Origin of the sequence: Curtobacterium sp. B18, assembly GCF_000333375.1 — a bacterium.
Taxonomy (GTDB): Bacteria; Actinomycetota; Actinomycetes; order Actinomycetales; family Microbacteriaceae; genus Curtobacterium.
The window spans coordinates 1772-25038 of record NZ_BACZ01000372.1 but is presented as its reverse complement, the minus strand read 5'-3'; the positions used below and the strand labels follow the sequence as shown (position 1 = coordinate 25038).

Below are 23267 nucleotides of genomic sequence, written 5' to 3'. Positions count from 1 at the left end.
CCAGTCCATCGGTGAGCCCCGTACCCAGCTGACGATGCGTACCTCCCACACGGGTGGTTCGGCGTCCGCCGACGACATCACCCAGGGTCTGCCGCGTGTCACGGAGCTCTTCGAGGCGCGTACCCCCAAGGGTGCGTCCCCGATCGCCGAGGCCCCCGGCCGCGCCACGATCGAGGACACCGACAAGGGTCGTCGCATCATCCTCACGCCGGACAACGGCGACGAGCCGTTCATCTACCCGGTGCTGAAGCGTGCGACGCTCCTCATCGAGGACGGGCAGCACGTCGAGCTCGGCGAGCAGTTCATCGCCGGCACCGTCGACCCGAAGGAAGTCCTCCGCGTCAAGGGTGTGCGTGAGGTCCAGAAGCACCTCGTCAACGGTGTGCAGGACGTGTACGGCTCGCAGGGCGTGCCGATCCACGACAAGCACATCGAGGTCATCGTGCGCCAGATGCTCCGCAAGGTCACCGTCGTCGACCACGGCGACACCGACCTGCTCCCGGGCGAGCTCGTGGACCGTTCGCGGTACAACGAGCTCAACCGTGCGGCGCTGCAGGAGGGTCGCAAGACCGCTTCCGCTCGCCAGGAGGTCATGGGCATCACGAAGGCGTCCCTCGCGACCGAGTCGTGGCTGTCCGCCGCGTCCTTCCAGGAGACCACCCGCGTCCTCACGCAGGCGGCCATGGAGGGCAAGCAGGACCACCTCGTCGGCCTCAAGGAGAACGTCATCATCGGTAAGCTCATCCCCGCCGGGACGGGCCTCAGCCGGTACCGTGACGTGGACGTGAACGCGACGGAAGAAGCGAAGGCGGAGCGGTACCCCAACCGCATCTTCGCGGACGACTCGTCGTTCTCGGACGCCGACCTGAGCTTCGTCGACTTCGACAGCTTCTCGTCGGACGACTTCACGCCGGGCACCTACAACTGAGCCTGAGCTCCACCGGAACGGCCCCCGCATCCTCGGATGCGGGGGCCGTTCCCGTCGGTGGCGGTCCGTCGTGACCCGTCGTCGGACGGGAGGCNCNNNNCNGNCCGGCNCCGCGCCNCCCGTCCGTCAGGTGGTGGCGTGACGGTTCAGACCGCGCGGTCCGCCCCGTTGTCGCGACCGGAACCGCGGCCGGTCTCGTCGACGAGGGAGAACAGGCTGAGGACGTTGCCGTCGGGGTCGCGGACGTCGAACCAGTCCACGGCACCGTCGACGCACTCCACCGGGCCGATGTCGATGCCGAGCGCGCCGATGCGCGCGTGCTGTGCGGCGACGTCGTCGACGCCGAAGCGGACGCTGACCGGGTTCTCCTCGGCGTCGGGGTCCTCGTAGAGCTGGATCCAGATGCCGCCGACCTCGTACTCGGCGATGCCCTCGTCGGGCTCGAGGTCCGGTTCGGCGCGTTCGAACACGGCGCCGTACCAGAGGCAGGACGCCTCGATGTCGGTGACGGGCAGCCCCACGGTCACACTCGTGATGTCCATGACTCATCTTGTCCCGCACGGGGCCGCACGTCGAGGGCTTTCCGCCGTCGGTTCCGCGACTCCCTGGCAGGCTGGGCGGATGGCAACGCTGCGCGAACGGATCACCGCCCCGGCCCACGTCGAGCTCCCGGTCCCCATCGCCGGGCTGACCTTCCGAGCGGCGACCCGTGACGACCTGCCCGCGGTGCACGGTGTCGCGGTGGCGGCGGCTGCGGTCGACGACCCCCACGCTCGTCCCTCCACAGCGAGCCTCGAGCGGACGTTCTCCACGGAAGGGCTCGACCTCGAGCGCGACACGCTCGTCGGCATCGATCCTGGTGGGCATGTGCAGGCCTACGGCATCGTCATCGACGTCCCCTCCCGGGTCACCGCTGCTCGGGTGGTGCTCGAGGGTGCGGTCCATCCGGTGCTCCGCGACCGGGGGATCGGCCGACGGGTGCTCGCGTGGCTCGTCGGACGTGCGCGGCAGCACCTCGCCGCGCTCGATCTCGACCTGCCGGCGACGATCTCGATCGGCGCGCCGCAGGGGTCCGGCGCCCTCCGGCTGGCGGCCCGCGCAGGGCTCGAGCCTGTCCGGCACTGGGTCGACATGCAGGTCGTGTTCGACGAGCGCGGCGACGTGGAGCTCCCGCCGATGCCCGTCGGGTACCGGCTCCGCCCGATCACGCCCGACGACATCGAGCCGCTCCGGCACGCGAAGAACGACGCCTTCCGCGACCACTGGGGATCGCAGCCGATGGTCGCGTCCGACTGGCACGGGTTCCTCACGGCACCGATCGCCCGGCTCGACCTCGGCCGGGTCGTCGTCGACCCCGCCGGTGCGATCGTGGCGTTCGCCCTCGTCGAGGTGGACCCGGACGGTTTCGCAGCGCGCGGCCGGTCGTACGGGTACGTGCACTGGGTCGGCGTCGTCCGCGGCGCCCGGGGCACGGGGCTGGCGCCGATCGTCCTCGACGCCGTGCTGCGGGGCATGCAGGGCGACGGACTCGACGCCGCGGTCCTGCACGTCGACGCCGAGAACCCGAGCGGCGCGGGCCGGATCTACGAGCGGCTCGGCTTCGTCGCCGGACCCGTGCACGTCACCGCGTCGACGTCCCTCTGACGGGGGTCACCCGTGCCGACCGTCCGATGCGGTGCAGGCATCTCGATACCCGCGGGTACCCCTGCACTGGGGCCACGGAAAACCCCCTCGCCCCCTCGTTGTGGGACTGCGGCGGCCGATCCGTGCCGACGTAGCGTGGTCGGGCGCCGAACCCCACCGGCGCTCGTCCCCACGACCCCCGCGCGACCCGAAGGAGGCTCCGCAGCTCATGGCCACGCTGTCCGAGATCCTCATCCTCAACGGAGCCCTCCCGATCGAGCACCTCGACTCGATGACCGGCGACGAGGAGATCGACGACCGGTCGATCCGCTCGCTCGTCGACCAGGGCCTCGTCAGCGAGGCGCAGTACATCACCGCCCGTGCCGCGTCGAACAACTCCAAGACCGTCCCGCTGACGGACTACCCGGTCGACGGCACCGCGGTGTCGATGCTCCCCGCGGCGCTCTGCCGTCGGCACGGGGTGCTCGGCGTCGGGTTCGAGGGCGAGGTCCTCGTGCTCGCGATGGTGAACCCGACGAACGTCCTCGCGATCGACGACGCCCGGACCGCCTCCGGTCGCCCCGTGAAGCCGCTGCAGGTCGAGGAACGTGACCTCGCCGCCGCGCTCGACCGCTACCTGCGTGCCGACGACGAGCTGAACGACCTGACCTCCTCGCTCGAGGAAGAGGCGTCGGCGCAGACGCAGCAGCAGGTCGACCTGACCGACGGCGCCCTCGACGACGTCCCGATCGTCCGGTTCGTGAACCTTCTCGTCTCCCAGGCCATCCAGGACCACGCGTCCGACATCCACATCGAGCCCGGCGAGCACGAGGTCCGCGTCCGGTACCGCATCGACGGTGTGCTCCACGAGATGGCGCCGGCGCCGAAGAACATCCAGAACGGCGTCATCAGCCGGCTCAAGATCATGAGCGACATCGACATCGCCGAGCGTCGGAAGCCGCAGGACGGCCGCATGTCGGTGCGGCACGGCGGTCGGCAGATCGACCTCCGCGTCGCGACCCTCCCCACCGTCTGGGGCGAGAAGGTCGTCATGCGGATCCTCGACAACACGAACACGTCGATGTCCCTCAAGGAACTCAACCTGCTCGAGCAGAACTTCCAGGCGTACCAGCGGTCCTACTCGAAGCCCTACGGGATGATCCTCGTCACCGGGCCGACCGGGTCCGGCAAGTCGACGACGCTCTACACGACCCTGAACGCCGTCGCCCGTCCCGAGATCAACGTCATCACCGTCGAGGACCCGGTCGAGTACCGGATGGCCGGCATCAACCAGGTGCAGGTCAACCCGAAGGCGGGCCTGACGTTCGCGTCGGCCCTGCGGTCGATCCTCCGGTCGGACCCCGACGTCGTGCTCCTCGGTGAGATCCGCGACCACGAGACCGCGCAGATCGCGATCGAGGCCTCGCTCACCGGCCACCTCGTGCTGTCCACGCTGCACACGAACGACGCCCCGTCCGCGGTGACACGGCTCACCGAGATGGACATCGAGCCGTTCCTCGTCGGGTCCGCCCTCGACTCCGTGGTCGCCCAGCGTCTGGCGCGCCGGCTCTGCGACCGCTGCAAGGCGCCCGCGCAGTACACACCGGCACAACTCGTGGCGCTCGGTTTCGTCGCGGACCAGGACTCCGCCGTGCCGGAGTTCTTCGGCCCGGTCGGCTGCGCCGTCTGCTCGAACACCGGGTACCGCGGCCGCATCGCCCTGCACGAGGTCATGACGGTGACCGAGGAGATCGAGCGCCTCGCCGTGTCGCGCGCCTCGAGCGCCGAGATCGGCCGCGTCGCCCAGCAGCAGGGCATGCTCACCCTCCGCCAGGACGGGTGGGAGAAGGTCAAGCTCGGCATGACGAGCATCGACGAGATCCTGCGCGTGGTCGCGTAGGCGTGGGAGTGGGACGATGACCGATTCCGTCTACGACATCTCCGTGCCCGGCGACGAGCCGGTCGCCGGATGGCACCCGGGACGCCCCGGCACCGAGGTCGGCGGGCGCCGGGCCGCACGGCTCGCGGCCGCAGCGGCCCAGCAGCCGACGTCGCCGGCCGTGGAGGCGCAGCCCGCCCCCGCCTCGGCCGCGCCGGTCTACGACCTGTCGGGTGACACCGCGTGGCCGGCGCCGTCCGCGACCGCGCCGGGCACCGCGTCCGGACCGCAGCCGTCCCTCGCGAACGGGTCCTGGCCGGCGCCGTCCGGCGACCCCGTCGCCGTGCCGGTCGCGCAGCCGCACACCCGACCCGCGACGCCGTCCGCAGCCGTCCCGCCGTCGACCGCGTCCTACGGGTACGCCGACGCGGCGACGCAGCACCTGCCGGTCGTGCCCGCCGAACCGACCACGATCCTCCCGACCGTCGCCACCACGGCCACCCGCGTGCCGGCGCCCGCCGGGCACGACGAGATCAACTTCACCCGCCACGCGCGCGAGGTCGCGGACCCCGACCTCATCACCGCGCTCGCCCAGGTCGTCTACCAGGGCGCGTCGGACCTGCACCTCACCGCCGACGCCGCACCCACCGTGCGCGTCGACGGCTCCCTGCGTCCCGCCGTCCCGGGCGGCCCCTGGGCCCGGAACAAGGTGATCGCCGCACTCAAGACCCTGCTCTCGGTCGAGCAGGCCGGACAGTTCGACCACGAGCAGGAACTCGACTTCGCCTACTCGCTGTCCCCCGAGTACCGCTTCCGCGTGAACTACTACCAGCAGCGCGGCAACTGGGGCGCGGCGTTCCGCATCATCCCCACGAAGATCAAGACCCTCAAGCAGCTCGGGATCCCCGAGCACGTGGGGGAGTTCGCCAAGCTGCCGCGCGGACTCGTGCTCGTCACCGGACCGACCGGATCCGGCAAGTCGACCACCCTCGCCGCGCTCATCGACCTCGTCAACGAGACCCGTGCCGACCACATCGTCACGGTCGAGGACCCGATCGAGTTCATGCACGACCACAAGAAGGCGATCATCAACCAGCGCGAGGTCGGCGCGGACACCCACTCGTTCGCCGCCGCCCTGAAGCACGTGCTGCGGCAGGACCCCGACGTCATCCTCATCGGCGAGCTCCGCGACCTCGAGACGATCTCCGTCGCCCTCACCGCCGCCGAGACCGGACACCTCGTCTTCGCCACCCTGCACACCCAGAGCGCACCGGGCACGATCGACCGTGTCATCGACGTCTTCCCGCCGCACCAGCAGGGACAGATCCGGACGCAGCTCGCCTCGACGCTCGAAGGCGTCGTCTGCCAGACCCTCGTGCCGAAGGCCAACGGCGCCGGCCGGGTCGTCGCCACCGAGATCATGAAGACCACCCCGGCCATCGGGAACCTCGTGCGCGAGGGCAAGACCTACCAGATCACCTCCGCCATGCAGGCCGGACGCGACATGGGCATGCACACGATGGACCAGGACCTCGCCGAACTCGTCAACGTCGGCACCGTCACGCGTGCCGCCGCGATGGAGAAGGTCCACGACCACGAGGGCTTCGACCGCCTCGTGCAGCGCGTCGAGTCCCCGTCCGACTCCTCCGCCGCCGCGATCGCCGCATCCGAGATCGACTTCGGCGACAAGTACTCAGGAGGCCACTGATGTCGCTCGCCTACGACTACCGGGGGCGCGACGGCGCCGGCAAGCTCGTGAAGGGGCGGCTCGACGCGTCCTCCGAAGGAGCGGTCGTCCAGCGCCTGCGGGGCATGGGGGTCTCGCCGATCGCCATCACCGAGGCGAAGCCCGGCACCGGGTTGCAGACCGAGATCAAGATCCCCGGGTTCGAGAAGGGCGTGGGGCTCAAGGACCTGGCGATCATGTCGCGGCAGGCATCGACCATGCTGACCTCGGGCCTCTCGCTGCTCCGGGCGCTGTCGATCCTGGCCGACCAGACCGAGAACAAGAAGCTGAAGGTCATCCTCGGCAAGGTCCGCGACGACGTCGAGCGCGGTGTCTCGTTCTCGGAGGCCGTGGCGAAGTACCCGGTCGACTTCCCGCCGATCATGATCAACATGATCCGGGCCGGCGAGACCGGTGGCTTCCTCGACCAGGCGATGGACTCCATCGCCACGAACTTCGAGAAGGAGCACAAGCTCCGGTCCACCATCAAGTCGGCGATGACCTACCCCGTGGTCGTGCTCGTGATGTCGCTGCTCGCGGTCGTCATCATGCTCATCTTCATCGTGCCGATCTTCCAGGACATGTTCTCGAGCCTCGGTGGGAAGCTGCCCGTGCCGACGCAGATCCTCGTGTCGATGTCCCATGCGATGCGCTGGCTCGGACCGGTGCTCGCCGTCGCCGTCGTGGTGGGGTGGCTCTGGTACCGCGCGAACAAGAACACCGATCGCTTCCGGGCGTTCCGCGACCCGTTGATGATGCGGCTACCCGTCTTCGGTCCGCTCACGAAGAAGATCGTCATCGCCCGGTTCGCGCGCAATTTCTCGAACATGATCGGTGCCGGCGTGCCCATTCTTCAGGCATTGCAGATCGTCGGCGAAGTGTCGAACAACTTCGTCGTGCAGAAAGCCCTCGAGCGCGTCGGTGAAAGCGTTCGAAAAGGTGAGTCGATTTCTGCTCCACTCGCGAAGGAAAAAGTGTTCCCGAGCATGGTCTCGCAGATGATGGCCGTCGGCGAGGACGCCGGATCCCTCGAGGTCATGCTCGAGAAGATCGCGATCTTCTACGACGCCGAGGTCGAGGCGACGACCGAGTCCCTGACTGCGCTGATCGAGCCGTTGCTCATCGCGTTCCTCGGTGTCGTGGTCGGCGGGATGATCATCGCGCTCTACCTGCCGATCTTCGAGATCACGTCCCTGGTCAAGTAGGAACCAGTTTCCGCTACCCCTCGTGCGGGGGCGGGAATGCCCCCGCTGCCCCCGGGAGTGGGGGTATTTCCTTGCCCCCTTGCCCCCCGTTCTCGGGATTATGCCCGGAATTGGCCCTGAATACTCTTGTCAGCGGCGGCCGAGCAAGCCCCGAACAATCTTCCGATCGCATTCCCGAAAGAATGGAACAACCATGTACTTCGCGCTCATGGGCAAGCTCGACGCTCGCCGCAAGGGACTCCTCGCCGAGGACGAGAAGGGCTTCACGCTCATCGAGCTCCTCGTCGTCGTGATCATCATCGGCATCCTCGCCGCGATCGCCATCCCGGTCTACCTGAACGTCCAGAACAACGCGAAGGACGCCTCGGTCAAGTCGGACCTCGCCAACGCGAAGACCGCGGTGATCGCGTACCAGACCGACAAGAACGGTGCCCTGCCGGCCGCGACCGACTTCAACTCGTCGACGCTCGGTCAGTACGGCTGGACGCAGAGCACGGACAACACCCTGGTCTACAAGACCACCGGCACGGGAACGACCGCAGGCTTCTGCATCAACGGCACCGGTGCGACGAAGAACCCGTTCAACATCACGGACAAGACGTCTGCCGCCACCGGGTCCTGCTGACCTGATCGATCGCTGAAGGGGCGGTTCGTCGAGCGACGGACCGCCCCTTCGCTCACCCGAACACCGACCAGGAGGTGACCATGATCCAACGACTGCGGAACGTCCTCAGCCCGCGCGACGAGCGCGACGCCGAGGCCGGCTTCTCGATCATCGAGGTCATGGTCGCGATGATGGTGTTCGCGGTGATGTCGGTGGGCATCGCCTACGGCATCGCCAACACCCTGCAGCTCACCCAGACGACGCGTGGTCGAGAGACCGCGGTCGCACTCGCGTCGCAGGACATCGACACCCTCCGGCAGACCGCTGCGGCGTCGACCGGGGGGATCTTCAACGTGGTCAGCAAGGCGGGGGCCGACAACACGAAGACGGTCGGCAACGTCGAGTACAAGATCGACCGGTCGGTCTCGTGGGTGCAGAGCGACGGCGCGACCGGTGCGTGCGGGTCGTCGACCGGCAAGCTCGCGTACAAGAGCGTCGTCGAGACCGTGAGCTGGCCCAGCCCGCGCAGCGGCGGGACGAGCTCCACCTCCGTGACCTCGGCCATCGCACCGAGCGACGCCGTGACCGATCCCGGGTACGGCACGCTCATCATCTCGGTCGCGACGGCGTCCGGCGCCCCGAACGCGGGGGTCGGGATCACCGTCACCCCGGTGTCCGGCGGCGGCGGTTCGGCGCTCACGACGCCGGTCCGGCCGACCGACGCGCAGGGCTGTTCCTACGCGGTCAACGTCGCCCCCGGGGACTACACCGTCACCGCGAACACCACCGGCGGCATCGACACGGGCCAGGCGCAGCCGTCATCGCAGTCGCCGATCACCGTCTCCGCCGGCGCGAGCTCGCCGGTCCCGTTCGTCTACGACCGTGCGAGCCAGCTGACGCTGCAGTACGCCAAGGACTACAACGCAACGCTCCCCACGAACATGGTGACGGTGCTGTCCTCGACGGTCGGCGGTCTCGACACGATGAAGCCGTGGGACGTCACGAGCACCTCCCTCGTCGTCACGTCGGCGTCCACGCCGAGCATGCCCGTGTTCCCCTTCACCTCGGGCTACACGGTGTACGCGGGCCCCTACTCGAACAGCCCGGCGTCGTCGTCGAGCTGCCTCAGCCCGAACCCGGCGGCCTGGTCCACCCCGAACCCCTCGGGAGCCATCGGTGTGGCACCCCGATCGGTCGCGACCTCACCGGGGACGGCATCCTCCGCCTCCGTGATGATGGGCGTCGCGACGGTGAAGGGCGTCAAGGGTCGCTACGTCACCGCGGTGTCGTCCTCGAGTCCCGCAGCGGGCGACCCGGGGTGCTCCGCCGGCATGACGATGAAGTTCCCGGTGTCGGCGGCCGACACCGCGACGATCGCCCTGCCGTTCGGCACGTGGACCCTCTACTCCGGAACGACGTTCGGCGCGACGACCAAGAACGAGATCGCCTCGAACGCCTCGAACGTGAAGGCCGTCACGAGCGGCAGCGTCAACCAGAAGACCGCGCTCGTGGTCATCAGCTACGACAACACCCTCACGCTCGATCCGAGAGGACAGACGTCGTGACCCGGGTCCTCCGCCGACTGCACTCCGACGAGTCCGGCGTCTCGCTGTCCGAGCTGCTCGTCGCGATGAGCGTGGCGATGATCATCCTCGTCGCCGTCGGCGGGTTCTTCACCGCCACGCTCCGGGCCGGTTCGACGAACACGACGTCCGACCAGAACGCACGGTCGGCCTCCATCGTGATGAACTCGATGACCCGCTACGTCCACGCTGCGAGCCTGCTGCCGAAGTCGGACGGCAGCTACGCGGCGGCGTTGACCGAAGCCGGGCCGACCCGGACGACCTTCTTCGCCTACATCAACCTCGACGGCAACAGCACCGACAAACCCGTGCAGATCCGCTACTCGCTGAACGCGGCGAAACGGATCGTCCTCGACCAGTGGGACGGCACCGCCAACAACGGCTTCTGGACCTTCCCCGCGACCACCCAGACGCCCACCCGCAGCACCGTCGTCGGCGGTCCGATCGCATCGCCCACGGTCGACGGTGATCCGCTGTTCGAGTACCTGGGTGCCAACGGCGGACCGATCGCGACGCAGGCCGACGGCACGCTCGCCACCACCCAGCTCGGCAACGTGCGGGCCGTCCGTGTGAACCTCGAGCTCGGCTCGTCGACGGCGGGTCTGTCCGGCAACACCCACATCCAGAACACCCTCTACCTCTTCAACGTGGTCTACGGGACGAGCACCGGAGGGACCCCGTGAGGCGCATCCGTGCACTGCTGGACCGGGCGGATCGTGACGAACGCGGGATGATCCTCGGCAACGTGCTCATCTTCGGCACCGTCATGATGCTGCTGGTCGCGACGATGATCGCCGTCTCGACGTCCGGCGCCGTGAAGTCCGCGACCGACCGCAACTTCCAGAACGCCATCGCTGCCGCGTACGCGGGGCTGGCGGACTACCAGTCGAAGCTCTCGAACGACAACGGGTACGCGCTCTACGGCAACGGCGATGCGCAGTTCAGCAAGGACAGCGGCTCGAGCTTCACCGGTCTGAACGGCAACGACGCGTTCTCGACGTGGGCGAAGGTGGTCGGCTCGACGGACCAGTGGTACCGGTACGAGGTCGACAACTCGAACTACTCGGCGAAGGGCGTCCTCAAGGTCCGGGTGACCGGCAAGTCCGGCGGCAGCGTGCGGTCCCTGGTGGCCAACCTCAAGGGCGACGGGTTCATCAACTACCTGTACTTCACCAACTACGAGTCGTCGAACCCGGCGATCACCGGCAGCACCTGCACCACGATGTACCAGTGGCAGAGCGGATCGAAGTGCCAGGCCGTCCAGTTCGCCGGGACCGACGTCCTGAACGGGCCGATCCGCACGAACGACGTGTTCACCGCCGCGTGCTCCACCGTGTTCAACGGGACCGTCGAACAGCACGACACGACCGTCCGCCCGTCCAGCGGTTCGTGCAGCGGTGTCTTCAACGGCGGTGCTGCGACGGCGGTGCCGTACCTCGGCCTCCCCGCGCTGAACTCGAACATGTCCCAGGAGACCCGGACGGACCTCCCGACCTCCGTGCCGCGTCCGGGGTGCCTGTACACGGGCCCCACCAGGGTGTCGTTCCTCGGCAACGGCAAGATGACCGTCTGGTCGCCGTGGTCCAAGGCGACCCAGATCCGGGTGATCGCATCGACCGGTGAGGTCAAGGAGACGACCGACGTCGCGAAGTCCGCCGCACTGTGCGGGACCGTGTCGGACCTGCAGAGCGCCGCCGGGGCGACCATCCCGACCCTGCCGGCGAACCTCATGTACGTCCAGGACGTGCCGACGGCCAGCAACGACGTCAACTCCTGGGCCGCGAACACGTACCCCTCGAAGTACACGAACACGTACTGCACGACGACGGTCACCGTGCGCTCGAACGGGACGTCGACGACCACGGCGAACCAGCCCTTCAGCAACGGGCAGGGCTTCCCGGCAGCGGGCGAGTGGATCAACGGCGGGTCCACCGGCTCGTACTCGCAGACGGGTTCGGCGTCCGACACCTACAGCTGCTCGGCGGGGGACGTGTTCGTCAGCGGAGCGTTCAGCGGTGCGATGACCATCGCGTCGTCCGGCACCATCTGGGTCACGGACGACGTCACCTACGTCAGTGCGACGAACGACATCCTCGGTCTGGTGGGTCAGAACGCCGTCGAGGTGTACAACCCGGCGCGCTGCACCTCGTACCCGACCGTCTACCAGCGCGGTGTCGGCTACGTCACCGACACCACGCGCTGCAACTCGAGCGGCGTCGGACTCCTCAATCGCTCCGGTGGGAACTCGCTCACGATCAGTGCGGCGATCGCGAGCAACGCCGGGACCTTCTGGAACCAGAACTACGACATCGGGTCGAAGCTGGGCGTGCTCAAGGTCATCGGCTCGATCGCGCAGAACTGGCGCGGGCCCGTCGCGACCACGGGCGGCACGGGCTTCTCGAAGAACTACGTCTACGACCAGCGCCTGCTGACCACGGCGCCGCCGAAGTTCCTGCAGCCCGTCTCGACCTCCTACGGGGTCACCACGCAGGTCGAGGTGCAGGCGGCGTTCAAGCCGGACGGCTCGTGCGCGACCACCAGCACGGGGGCGTGCAGGTGAACGGCGTGCGCGAGTTGCTGCCGGTCGTCGTCGTCCTCGCCGGTGTCCTCGGGCTGCTCGTCGGCTCGTTCCTGAACGTCGTCGTCCACCGCGTCCCCGCGGGTCTCTCCGTGGTGTCCCCGCCGAGCGCGTGCCCCGGGTGCGGACACGCGATCCGTCGTCGGGACAACGTGCCGGTGCTGTCCTGGCTGCTCCTCCGCGGCCGGTGCCGTGACTGCGCGGAGCCGATCTCGCCCCGGTACCCGATCGTCGAGCTCGCGACCGCACTCCTGTTCGTGGTCGTCGCGGCGGTCGCGGTGTCCGGCCCGGTGGTGATCGGCACGATCCCCGTCCCGGCCGCCCAGGCGGTGCTCCTCGCGGCGCTGCTGTACCTCATGGCGATCTCCGTCGCCCTCGCACTGATCGACATCGAGACGCACACCCTGCCGAACGCGATCGTCTACCCGTCCGCCGTGGTCCTCGCCGCCCTGCTGGTCGTCGCCTCCGTGCTGAGCGGTGACTTCGGCGCCCTCGGCCGGGCCGGCATCGGGGCGGTCGTCCTGGGCGGTGCGTACCTCACGCTGGCGCTCGCCGTCCCGGGCGGGATGGGACTCGGCGACGTCAAACTCGCGGTCGTCCTCGGACTCGTCCTCGCGTACCTCGGATGGGGACCCCTCGCAGTGGGTGCTTTCGGTGCCTTCGTCGTCGGAGGTACCGTCGCGATCGCGCTGGTCCTCACCCGGCGCGCCAGGTGGCGTGGCGGCGTGCCGTTCGGCCCGGCGATGTTGGCCGGTGCCTGGATCGGCATCGTCTTCGGCCACGGCGTCTGGACCGCGTACCTCGGGGTCCTCGGACTCGCCTGACACCTCCTCCGACCACTCCTCGACGAAAGCAGCATCATGGGCAAGAGCATCGTGGGCATCGACATCGCGGGATCCTCGATCCGCGCGGTCGAGGTCGCGAACGCCGACCGCGCACGCCCGACCGTCCTGCGGTTCGCCGAGGTCCCGACGCCGCCCGACGCCGTCAGCCGCGGGGAGGTGCTCGAGCCGAACACGGTCGCGTCGGCGCTGCGCTCGCTGTGGTCGATCGGGCGGTTCCGTTCGCGTGACGTCGTGCTCGGCATGGGCAACCAACGCGTCCTGTCCCGCGACCTCACCGTCCCCGCGGCGCCGCTCGCCCAGATCCGCGAGAGCCTGCCGTTCCAGGTCCAGGACATGCTCCCGGTCCCCGTCGGTGACGCGATCCTCGACTTCTACCCGACCGCCGAGGCGACGGGCGAGAACGGACCCGTCGTGCACGGTCTGCTCGTCGCGGCGATCAAGGACGCCGTCCTCGCGAACGTCAAGGCCGCACAGCTGGCGGGCCTGAACCCGGTCGGCGTCGACCTCATCCCGTTCGCCCTGACCCGGGTGCTCGTCGGACGACCCGGGCTGCACGGCACCACGGCGCTCGTCCAGCTCGGGGCGGACACCACGACCGTGGTCCTCGTGACCGACGGCGTCCCCCAGTTCGTGCGGATCATCCCGACGGGCGGGAACGACGTCACGAAGACGCTCGCCGCCGCGCTCGACATCGAGTTCGGACAGGCCGAGGTCGTGAAGCGGCACCTGGGCATCGGTGGGGACGCGCGCACGCCTGACGACGTGCGTGCCGTGACGGTGATCACCGACGCCGTCACCGAGCTCATCTCGAGCCTGCGCAACACCATCAGCTACTTCGTCAACACGCGCCCTGGTGACCGCGTCGAGCGCATCGTCCTGGTCGGTGGTGGGGCTCGCCTCCAGGGACTGCCGGAAGCGCTCGCCGCACACACGCACCTCCCCGTCCAACGCGGCTCCGCGTTCACCGGCGCCAACCTCGCGCGGTCGATCCCGGTGCAGGACGTGACGGACCACGAAGACGCGATCGCCGTCGCCTACGGGCTGGCAGTGGGGAGCCGAGCAGCATGACCGCCACGGACATCCGGGCCACGGTGCCCGATGAGGCCGTCGGAGCCGGACGCGGCAGCACCGCACGCGGTGGTCGGCCTTCGGTCGCCTCGATCGCGGGCCGCGAGCCTCGGGTCGACCTCCTGCCGCCCGAGGTGCACGCCGAACGGCGCGAGCGGGCGATCGCCCGGCGGGCCTGGCTCGGCGTGATCGTCGCCGCCGCGGTCGCGGCTCTGGCCACGGGGGGTGCCTACGTCCACCAGCTCGAGACCGCGCAGTCGTACCTGTCCGCCCAGAACGAGACGACCTCACTCCTGCAGCAGCAGCAGCGCTACTCCGAGGTCCGCTCGGTCGAGAACGACACGGCCCTGCTCGAAGCTGCACAGTCGGTCGGCGGCTCCACCGAGATCGACTGGAGCTCGACGCTCGCGCAGCTGAAGTCGGTGCTCCCCGCCGGCGTCTCGATCACGGCGATGACGATCGACTCCGCCGACGCCACCGAGTCGTTCGCGCAGTCCACGGTCCCGTTGCAGGGATCGCGCGCGGCGACGATGCAGTTGACGATCCAGAGCCCGGGCATCCCGTCGGTCCCCGACTGGACCGCACGGCTCTCGCAACTCCGCGGGTACGTCGACTCGACGATCACCTCGGTCTCGCTCGAAGAGGACACCGGCCAGTACTCGGCGACCATCCAGGCACACCTCGGCGCGAAGGCGTTCGACGGCAAGTACACGAAGGACGGATCGAAGTGAACAAGAACCGTCTCTCCCTCATCATCGCCCTCGCAGCGACGCTGGTCGTCCTCGCGGGTGGGTGGTTCCTCGGCGCGCAGCCACAGCTGGCGCAGGCGTCCGACAACACCGCGCAGCAAGCCGACATCGACGCGACGAACGCGAAGAACCGCGCCGAGCTCCGCCGACTCGAGACGGCGTACACCTCGCTCGACGCGACCGAGGCCGAACTCGCCGATCTGCGCGCCTCGGTCCCGGCATCGACCGACACCGCTTCGCTCCTCGACCAGTTCAACGGTGCCGGCGCCGCGAGTGGGGTCACGGTCACGTCGATCACCATCGGGGACCCGAAGGCGTACACGCCGGTGACCTCGGCTGCGTCGGCGACGGCGTCCGCGACCGCCGCTCCGTCGGCCTCCCCGTCGGCGTCGTCGTCGGCTTCGCCCGCGTCCGCACCGACGGCAGCGGCGACGCCCGACGCTCCCGCCCCGCACAGCGACGCACAGATCACGGCTTCGAACTTCGTCGTCGTGCCCGTGACCGTGGCGGTCAAGGGTTCCTACGACCAGGCGATCGGCTTCACGAAGGCCGTGCAGAACGGCGATCGGCTGTTCCTCGTGAACGGTCTCGCCGCGACGAGCTCGGACTCCGGTGGCGATCCGATGACGGACCAGTCGTGGTCGCTGTCGGGCTACGTCTACGTGCTCGCAGACCCCGCCGCGACCAACTGAACCGACCCCCACCAACTGGGGTCCGACGCGCCACGCCGAACCCTCTTCCGTCCGGCCTCCGGCTGTGCCTACGATGCTCCCGAGCCCGCATTCGCGGCAGCTCATCCCTCTCTCGAACGGCCGCTCGAAATGGCCGTTCCTCGTCGTGCCCGGAGTCGCGCGTGTTGGCTGGAATCGTGGAGTTCCTTGGTTGGTTCGGAGCTGTAACCGTCCTTGCGGGTTACTTGCTCTTCTCGATGGGCAAGCTCCCGAACGGCCCGGTCTACCAGCTGTTCAACCTCGTGGGCGGGCTCGCCGTGGCGATCAACGTCGCCGCCCACCACGCGATCCCGTCGACGATCGTCAACGGCATCTGGGCGATCGTCGCCGTCGTCGTCCTGGTCAAGATGGCGCGGGCCGAGCGGGCTGCGAAGCGCGGCGCTCCGGTGACCGAGGCGCCGGTGCTCCACACCGAACCGCCGGCGACCACGGCGGTCCTGCCGATCGTCGGGCCGGCACTGCGTGACCACGAGGCGGAGGCGACGCTCCCCGTGACACCCGCGCCGCGCCTCCAGGACGCGCCGCCGGCGACTGCCGACACGACCACGACCGCCGACCGGGCCACGGTGACGGCCTCCGCGGCCACCGAGCCCGCCGCGCCGACCGCCGCCGCACCGATGACGGAGTCCATCCCGGTGATCACCGCGACCATCGCGCTGGCCCTGGTCGCCGCGGCGCAGGAACACGCGGACAGCGCGGCGCAGGACCAGACTGAGCAGGACCACGGGGCGCAGGACGACGCGGAGCAGCGGGACCCGGCGGCGCAGGGCCACGCGGACCACGCCGCGCACCCGCACGTCGACGAGCCGCAGCACGCAGCCAGCGCCAGCATCTGAGGCCCGCCAGCGATACGATCACCGCATGTCCCGGTGGTTGATCGCGACGATGACGTCGATCCTGTTCATCGCGCTCGTCATCGCGGTGACCGGCTTCGAGGCGCTCCTCGCCGACGTCGAGGTCATCTCCCAGCCCGACGCCACGCCGTACCTCGGCCCCGCGATGGTGCTCGGCGGTGCGGTGGTGGTGTTCCTCGCCACGGCGGTCGGCTCCCGCGAGGGCAACCCGGGCGTCACGGGCCTCGTGGCCGCGGCGACGAGCTACCTCGTGATGCTCGGCGTCGGTGCGGTCGGTTACAGCCTGATCCGCTCCGACCTCACCGAGCTGGTCGTCTTCCCCGCGGGGTACGCGCTCGGCCCGTTCGTCGTCGGGTCGGTCGTGGTGGCGCTGGTGTGCGTCGTCGGCGGGATCGCCGTGACACGGCACCAGTCGCGCTCGTCGGGGGTCCGCCCCGAGCCCGGCGATGACGGTGCCCGCCGGTAGTCTTCCAGCAGCACCAGAGGACGACGGGGGACCGATGACCGACCAGCAGCAGGCCGACGGATGGGGATCCGTCCCGGCAGTGGACTCGATCCGCGGCACGCAGGACGCACCGCCGGCGGGCGCGAGCGGACCGCAGCCGTTCCGGCGGGGCACGCCTCGGCGCCGACTCGGTCGCGGACCGCTCATCGGCATCATCGCCGGCGGCGCCGCCGGCGTGCTCCTCCTCGTCGCCGGCGTGGTCGGCTACTCGGTCGGCACGTCGACGCACGCGCCCGACCGGCCGGTCCGCGCCTTCCTCGACGACCTCACCGCAGGCCGTGTCTCCGACGCGCTGGACGCCGCGGGCATCGACCACGACGAGCGCGACCTGCTCCTCACCGACGCCGCCTACGCGAAGGCGAAGGACCGCATCACCGGGTACCGGATCGCGGCCACGCGTGACGACGGCGACACCGCGACGGTCACGGCGTACCTGCGGCAAGCGGGCCGTGACGTGTCGTCCACCTTCACGCTCGACAAGACGGGTACCGAATGGGGCGTCTTCCCCGTCTGGGAGCTCGAGCCACCCCGTCTCGGCGCGGTGGACGTGAGCCTGCGCGGACCCACCGGGACGAAGGTCTCGGTCGCCGGGCAGTCCGTCGTGACGTCGAAGGACGGTACGGTGACCCTCACGGCGCTCCCCGGTTCGTACGACGTCGCGGTCGACGGCGGCAAGTGGTTCTCGGCGAAGGCGTCGACGGCGACGGTCACGGGCTTCGGGGGCACCGCCTCGAGTCCCGTCTCGATGACGACGGAGCTCACCTCGGCCGGCAAGCAGTCCGCCCAGGCAGCGGTGGACGCCTGGGTCGACGGCTGCATCGCGTCGACCGACGCCGCACCCGCCGGCTGCAGCTTCTACGCCTACGGTCAGGACGCCGCGTACACCTACTCGAACCAGAAGTGGACGCTGGACACCCGCCCGACGGTGTCGATCGGTGCGTGGGCGGCGAACGGGTGGCTCGTCACGACGACCAGCTTCGGCCGCGCGACGTTCACGGCGGACATCTCCGGCCCGGGTGGGGTCGGCACGGCCTCGGCCGGCCCGATGAACGTCAACGCCAGCGGGTACGTCACCGAGTTCACGGACGCGGGTGCGACGTTCCGGTCGGCGGTCGGCAACGGGTCGTCGGACGCCGGTTCCTGACGCGCGCCCGGACGACGACGCGGTCCCGGCTCGTCCAGGAGGCGCGGTGCGGCCCCGCCGCGCCGGTCGCGGATGCCCGGGTGCACGTCACCGACCACCGCCACCGCCACCGCTCCCGCCGGACCGGGCCGACCGGAGCGCCCCGCGCCCAGCGCGACGACCCGCGCGACGGCTGTTCGCCCAGGGCACTCGTCACGCGCCTCCAGGGCGACGCGCCCGGATTGATTTCGCCGGGTTACGCGGGTAATGTCTTCCGGGTGTGCGCCTTCGGGCGTGCCCGAAAAGTCCGGTCCGACCAACGGTCGGCCGGGACACTCCGTCCCCCACTCGTCATCCGCCGTCAGGCGGTGATCAGCGTGGGACGAGGAAGCCGGCGGTCCGCGCCGGCCGGAGAACACGAGCGAAGAACCAGGAGAACAGTTGCCTACTATTCAGCAGCTGGTTCGCAAGGGTCGTACGCCCAAGGTCACCAAGACCAAGGCGCCCGCCCTGAAGGCGAACCCCCAGCAGCGTGGTGTGTGCACCCGCGTCTACACCACCACCCCGAAGAAGCCGAACTCGGCACTGCGCAAGGTCGCTCGTGTCAAGCTCTCGAACGGCACCGAGGTCACGGCTTACATCCCCGGTGAGGGCCACAACCTCCAGGAGCACTCGATGGTGCTCGTGCGCGGCGGTCGTGTGAAGGACCTCCCCGGTGTCCGCTACAAGATCATCCGCGGTGCGCTCGACACGCAGGCCGTGAAGAACCGTAAGCAGGCACGTAGCCGCTACGGCGCGAAGAAGGGTTGAGCCAATGCCTCGTAAGGGTCCCGCCCCCAAGCGTCCCGTCGTCGCAGACCCGGTCTACGGCGCACCGATCGTCTCGCAGCTCGTGAACAAGATCCTGCTCGACGGCAAGAAGGGCCTCGCCGAGCGCATCGTCTACGGTGCACTCGAAGGCGTTTCCGCCAAGAACCAGCAGGACGCCGTCGCGACGCTCAAGAAGGCGCTCGACAACGTCCGTCCGACCCTCGAGGTCCGCAGCCGCCGCGTCGGTGGCTCGACCTACCAGGTCCCGGTCGAGGTCAAGCCGCACCGCGCGAACACCCTCGCGCTCCGCTGGCTGACCTCGTACGCCAAGGCCCGTCGCGAGAAGACGATGACCGAGCGTCTCATGAACGAGATCCTCGACGCGTCGAACGGTCTCGGTGCCGCGGTCAAGCGCCGCGAGGACACGCACAAGATGGCCGAGTCGAACAAGGCCTTCGCCCACTACCGCTGGTAGTCCCGGCACCGTCCGGGTGCCGGTGGTCATGAACCCCGGCGCCCGGACGGACGCCAACCTCTCCTACAACTCTTCCGGAGGAACCCTGTGGCACAGGACGTGCTCACCGACCTGAACAAGGTCCGCAACATCGGCATCATGGCGCACATCGATGCCGGCAAGACCACGACGACCGAGCGCATCCTGTTCTACACGGGCATCACGCACAAGATCGGTGAGGTCCACGACGGCGCAGCCACGATGGACTGGATGGCGCAGGAGCAGGAGCGCGGCATCACGATCACGTCGGCCGCGACGACCTGCTTCTGGGACAACAACCAGATCAACATCATCGACACCCCCGGTCACGTGGACTTCACGGTCGAGGTGGAGCGTTCGCTCCGCGTCCTCGACGGTGCGGTCGCCGTGTTCGACGGCAAGGAGGGCGTCGAGCCCCAGTCCGAGACCGTGTGGCGTCAGGCCGACAAGTACGACGTCCCGCGCATCTGCTTCGTCAACAAGATGGACAAGCTGGGCGCCGACTTCTACTTCACGGTCGACACCATCGTCAACCGCCTCGGCGCGGAGCCCCTCGTGCTCCAGCTCCCGATCGGTGCCGAGAACGATTTCGTCGGCATCATCGACCTCATCGAGATGCACGCCAAGGTCTGGCCGGGCGACGCCAAGGGTGATGTCACCATGGGCGCCCAGTACGAGGTCCAGGAGATCCCCGCGGACCTCAAGGACCGCGCGGAGGAGTACCGCGCGAAGCTGATCGAGCGCGTCGCCGAGACCGACGACGCCCTGCTCGAGAAGTTCTTCGGTGGCGAGGAGCTCACCAAGGACGAGATCAAGGGCGCGATCCGCAAGCTCACGATCGCTTCCGAGGTCTACCCCGTCCTGTGCGGCTCGGCCTTCAAGAACCGCGGTGTCCAGCCGATGCTCGACGCCGTCATCGACTACCTCCCGTCCCCGCTCGACGTGCCGCCGATGATCGGCCACGACGTCAAGGACGAGGAGAAGGAGATCATCCGCAAGCCCGACGCGTCGGAGCCGTTCTCGGCCCTCGCGTTCAAGGTCGCGGTGCACCCCTTCTTCGGTCGTCTCACCTACGTCCGCGTCTACTCGGGCTCGATCGAGTCGGGTGCCCAGGTCATCAACTCGACCAAGGGCAAGAAGGAGCGCATCGGGAAGATCTTCCAGATGCACTCCAACAAGGAGAACCCGGTCGACAACGTGACCGCCGGCCACATCTACGCGGTCATCGGCCTCAAGGACACCACCACGGGTGACACCCTGTGCGACCCGACCAACCAGGTCGTCCTCGAGTCGATGACGTTCCCGGAGCCGGTCATCGAGGTCGCCATCGAGCCGAACACGAAGGCTGACCAGGAGAAGCTCTCCACGGCCATCCAGAAGCTCGCCGAAGAGGACCCGACGTTCCGCGTCGAGCTCAACGCCGAGACCGGTCAGACGACGATCAAGGGCATGGGCGAGCTTCACCTCGACATCCTCGTCGACCGCATGAAGCGCGAGTTCAAGGTCGAGGCGTCCGTCGGCAAGCCCCAGGTGGCCTACCGCGAGACCCTGACCAAGGTCGTCGAGCGCTACGACTACACGCACAAGAAGCAGACCGGTGGTTCCGGCCAGTTCGCGAAGGTGCAGATCGCCCTCGAGCCGATGGAAGTCACGGCCGAGAAGGTCTACGAGTTCGAGAACGCCGTCACCGGTGGTCGCGTCCCGCGTGAGTACATCCCGTCGGTCGACGCCGGTATCCAGGACGCCATGCAGGTCGGCATCCTGGCCGGGTACCCGACCGTCGGCGTGAAGGCCATCCTCAAGGACGGCGCGGCGCACGACGTCGACTCGTCCGAGATGGCGTTCAAGATCGCCGGTTCGATCGCCTACAAGGAAGCGGCCCGCAAGGCCGGTCCGGCGATCCTCGAGCCGATCATGGCCGTCGAGGTCCGTACTCCGGAGGAGTACATGGGCGACGTCATCGGTGACCTGAACTCCCGTCGTGGCCAGATCGCCTCGATGGAGGACGCCTCGGGCGTCAAGGTGGTCCGCGCGAGCGTGCCGCTGTCCGAGATGTTCGGCTACGTCGGCGACCTGCGGTCGAAGACCTCTGGTCGTGCGGTCTACTCGATGACCTTCGAGACCTACAGCCAGGTCCCGGCCAAGGTCGCCGAGGAGATCATCGCGAAGAACGCGGGGGAGTGACGCTCCAGCGTCACTCCACAGGCGGGGGTGCCCGGCGACGGGCCCCTCGCCACCAAGTACAGTAAAGACACACACTGCACGCCAACGGTTTCGAACCGGGGGCATGCTCTCCGAGTCCTGAGGAGGACCCACAGTGGCCAAGGCCAAGTTCGAGCGGACCAAGCCGCACGTCAACATCGGAACCATCGGTCACGTCGACCACGGCAAGACCACGCTCACGGCGGCGATCACCAAGGTTCTGCACGACCAGTACCCGGACCTCAACGAGGCCCGTGACTTCGCTCAGATCGACAACGCTCCCGAAGAGCGCGAGCGCGGCATCACGATCAACATCTCGCACGTCGAGTACCAGACCGACAAGCGCCACTACGCGCACGTCGACGCTCCGGGCCACGCCGACTACGTGAAGAACATGATCACGGGTGCGGCGCAGATGGACGGCGCGATCCTCGTGGTCGCCGCCACCGACGGTCCGATGCCCCAGACGCGTGAGCACGTGCTGCTCGCCCGCCAGGTCGGCGTCCCCTACATCGTCGTCGCGCTGAACAAGTCCGACATGGTGGACGACGAGGAGATCCTGGAGCTCGTCGAGCTCGAGGTCCGTGAGCTCCTCGGTTCGCAGGAGTTCGACGAGGACGCCCCCGTCGTGCAGGTCTCGGCGCTCAAGGCGCTCGAGGGCGACGACAAGTGGGTCAAGTCCGTCCAGGACCTGATGGCCGCCGTCGACGAGTCCGTTCCGGACCCGGTGCGCGCGACCGACCAGCCCTTCCTCATGCCGATCGAGGACGTCTTCACGATCACCGGTCGTGGCACGGTCGTCACCGGTCGTGTCGAGCGTGGCACGCTCGACCTCAACTCCGAGGTCGAGATCGTCGGCATCCGCCCGACGCAGAAGACCACGGTCACGGGCATCGAGATGTTCCGCAAGCTGCTCGACAAGGCCGAGGCTGGTGACAACACCGGTCTGCTCATCCGTGGCCTCAAGCGCGAGGACGTGGAGCGCGGCCAGGTCGTCGTGAAGCCGGGTTCGGTCACGCCGCACACCGAGTTCAAGGCGAACGCCTACATCCTGACCAAGGAAGAGGGCGGGCGTCACAACCCGTTCTACGCGAACTACCGTCCGCAGTTCTACTTCCGCACCACGGACGTCACCGGCGTCATCACGCTGCCCGAGGGCACCGAGATGGTCATGCCCGGCGACACCGTGTCGATGGCCGTCGAGCTGATCCAGCCGATCGCCATGGAGCCGGGTCTCCGTTTCGCCATCCGTGAGGGTGGTCGTACGGTCGGCGCCGGTACGGTCGAGGAGATCGTCAAGTAACTCCGGTTACCTGCGTCGAGCGGGGTCGGGCCTTCGGGCCCGGCCCCGCTCTGCTGTTCGCCGGGCGGGGTCCGGCGGACAGACGGCCCGATTCGGAGCACGATGTGGGCCAAGCGGCCGGATCGACCGGCCATCGAGCGGCCGGGTCACCTCCGGTCGGCAGGGAGGCAGCATGGCCGGCTTCGACGACATCCAGAAGAACGTCTCCGCCAAGGCGGAGGAGGTCACCGATCGCGCGAAGGCGTTCGTGGACCAGAACAAGGACAAGATCGAGGAAGCCCTGAAGAGCGACAAGGCCGAGGAGGTCTCGGACAAGCTCATCCACGGCCTCGCCGACGGCCTGAAGAAGGTCACCGGCGGCAAGTTCGACGAGCAGATCGACAAGACCGCCGCGGACCTCGACGGCAAGATCGGCAACGACGGCGCGTAGATCCGACGCTCCGNTCGGGGACGGGAGG

At 68.9% G+C, this 23267-nt stretch carries 21 protein-coding genes and 1 pseudogene; 21 read left to right on the top strand and 1 reads right to left on the bottom strand.

Annotation, left to right across the window (positions count from 1 at the left end; all coding sequences use genetic code 11):
* Nucleotides 1–928, top strand: a pseudogene (locus tag I5E_RS10270) (DNA-directed RNA polymerase subunit beta'); the annotation flags it as partial.
* 146 nt (nt 929–1074) lie between these two features.
* Here the strand turns inward: I5E_RS10270 and I5E_RS10265 are convergent.
* Complete coding sequence (locus I5E_RS10265) at nt 1075–1470, bottom strand: VOC family protein (RefSeq protein WP_022906901.1); 396 nt, start codon at nt 1468–1470, stop codon at nt 1075–1077.
* Between the two features lie 79 nt (nt 1471–1549).
* Here I5E_RS10265 and I5E_RS10260 point away from each other — a divergent pair, with 79 nt between their 5' ends.
* From I5E_RS10260 to I5E_RS10165, 20 genes are all read left to right on the top strand, one after another.
* Nucleotides 1550–2572, top strand: a complete 1023-nt coding sequence (locus I5E_RS10260; RefSeq protein ID WP_022906900.1) for a GNAT family N-acetyltransferase — start codon at nt 1550–1552, stop codon at nt 2570–2572.
* A 208-nt stretch (nt 2573–2780) separates the two neighbouring features.
* Nucleotides 2781–4451: a GspE/PulE family protein gene (locus tag I5E_RS10255; RefSeq protein WP_022906899.1), complete on the top strand. Its 1671-nt coding sequence runs from the start codon at nt 2781–2783 to the stop codon at nt 4449–4451.
* A 16-nt stretch (nt 4452–4467) separates the two neighbouring features.
* Entirely contained in the window at nt 4468–6138 is a 1671-nt protein-coding gene (locus tag I5E_RS23560; protein ID WP_022906898.1) for a type IV pilus twitching motility protein PilT, read from the top strand.
* Nucleotides 6138–7361 (top strand): type II secretion system F family protein, encoded by a 1224-nt coding sequence (locus I5E_RS10245; RefSeq protein ID WP_022906897.1) that lies wholly within the window; start codon nt 6138–6140, stop codon nt 7359–7361. The genes I5E_RS23560 and I5E_RS10245 overlap by 1 nt, the downstream gene beginning before the upstream one ends.
* A 193-nt stretch (nt 7362–7554) precedes the next feature.
* Complete coding sequence (locus tag I5E_RS26700) at nt 7555–7986, top strand: type II secretion system protein (RefSeq protein ID WP_022906896.1); 432 nt, start codon at nt 7555–7557, stop codon at nt 7984–7986.
* An 80-nt stretch (nt 7987–8066) separates the two neighbouring features.
* On the top strand, nt 8067–9530 hold the full coding sequence (locus tag I5E_RS10235) for a prepilin-type N-terminal cleavage/methylation domain-containing protein (protein ID WP_022906895.1): 1464 nt from the start codon (nt 8067–8069) through the stop codon (nt 9528–9530).
* Nucleotides 9527–10231, top strand: a complete 705-nt coding sequence (locus I5E_RS10230) for a PulJ/GspJ family protein (protein ID WP_022906894.1) — start codon at nt 9527–9529, stop codon at nt 10229–10231. Before I5E_RS10235 ends, I5E_RS10230 begins: the two co-directional genes overlap by 4 nt.
* A 47-nt stretch (nt 10232–10278) precedes the next feature.
* Nucleotides 10279–12108 carry a hypothetical protein gene (locus tag I5E_RS10225; RefSeq protein ID WP_022906893.1) on the top strand — a complete coding sequence of 610 codons (1830 nt, stop codon included), beginning with the start codon at nt 10279–10281 and terminating at the stop codon, nt 12106–12108.
* A 5-nt stretch (nt 12109–12113) separates the two neighbouring features.
* A complete protein-coding gene (locus tag I5E_RS10220) occupies nt 12114–12950 on the top strand; it encodes a prepilin peptidase (protein WP_031262148.1) in 837 nt (278 codons plus the stop codon).
* 36 nt (nt 12951–12986) lie between these two features.
* Nucleotides 12987–14039 (top strand): type IV pilus assembly protein PilM, encoded by a 1053-nt coding sequence (pilM, locus tag I5E_RS10215; RefSeq protein WP_022906891.1) that lies wholly within the window; start codon nt 12987–12989, stop codon nt 14037–14039.
* Entirely contained in the window at nt 14036–14770 is a 735-nt protein-coding gene (locus tag I5E_RS25435) for a hypothetical protein (protein WP_022906890.1), read from the top strand. The genes pilM and I5E_RS25435 overlap by 4 nt, the downstream gene beginning before the upstream one ends.
* A complete protein-coding gene (pilO, locus tag I5E_RS25430) occupies nt 14767–15480 on the top strand; it encodes a type 4a pilus biogenesis protein PilO (RefSeq protein ID WP_022906889.1) in 714 nt (237 codons plus the stop codon). The genes I5E_RS25435 and pilO overlap by 4 nt, the downstream gene beginning before the upstream one ends.
* Nucleotides 15426–16355: a CBU_0592 family membrane protein gene (locus tag I5E_RS25425; protein ID WP_441294326.1), complete on the top strand. Its 930-nt coding sequence runs from the start codon at nt 15426–15428 to the stop codon at nt 16353–16355. The genes pilO and I5E_RS25425 overlap by 55 nt, the downstream gene beginning before the upstream one ends.
* A 25-nt stretch (nt 16356–16380) precedes the next feature.
* The gene (locus I5E_RS10195) at nt 16381–16839 is read left to right on the top strand and encodes a DUF6121 family protein (RefSeq protein WP_022906887.1); all 459 of its coding nucleotides are present in this window, start codon (nt 16381–16383) and stop codon (nt 16837–16839) included.
* 34 nt (nt 16840–16873) lie between these two features.
* Nucleotides 16874–18022, top strand: coding sequence for a hypothetical protein (locus I5E_RS10190; protein WP_022906886.1), 1149 nt, complete (start codon nt 16874–16876; stop codon nt 18020–18022).
* Nucleotides 18023–18442: 420 nt separating this feature from the next.
* Nucleotides 18443–18811 (top strand): 30S ribosomal protein S12, encoded by a 369-nt coding sequence (gene rpsL, locus I5E_RS10185; protein WP_017885540.1) that lies wholly within the window; start codon nt 18443–18445, stop codon nt 18809–18811.
* Nucleotides 18812–18815: 4 nt separating this feature from the next.
* Entirely contained in the window at nt 18816–19286 is a 471-nt protein-coding gene (gene rpsG, locus I5E_RS10180; protein ID WP_022903294.1) for a 30S ribosomal protein S7, read from the top strand.
* Nucleotides 19287–19373: 87 nt separating this feature from the next.
* Nucleotides 19374–21488 carry an elongation factor G gene (gene fusA / locus I5E_RS10175; RefSeq protein WP_022906885.1) on the top strand — a complete coding sequence of 705 codons (2115 nt, stop codon included), beginning with the start codon at nt 19374–19376 and terminating at the stop codon, nt 21486–21488.
* A 133-nt stretch (nt 21489–21621) separates the two neighbouring features.
* Nucleotides 21622–22809, top strand: coding sequence for an elongation factor Tu (gene tuf, locus I5E_RS10170; protein ID WP_022906884.1), 1188 nt, complete (start codon nt 21622–21624; stop codon nt 22807–22809).
* A gap of 172 nt (nt 22810–22981) precedes the next feature.
* Nucleotides 22982–23239, top strand: a complete 258-nt coding sequence (locus I5E_RS10165; RefSeq protein WP_022906883.1) for a hypothetical protein — start codon at nt 22982–22984, stop codon at nt 23237–23239.
* The last annotated feature ends 28 nt before the right edge of the window (nt 23240–23267 follow it).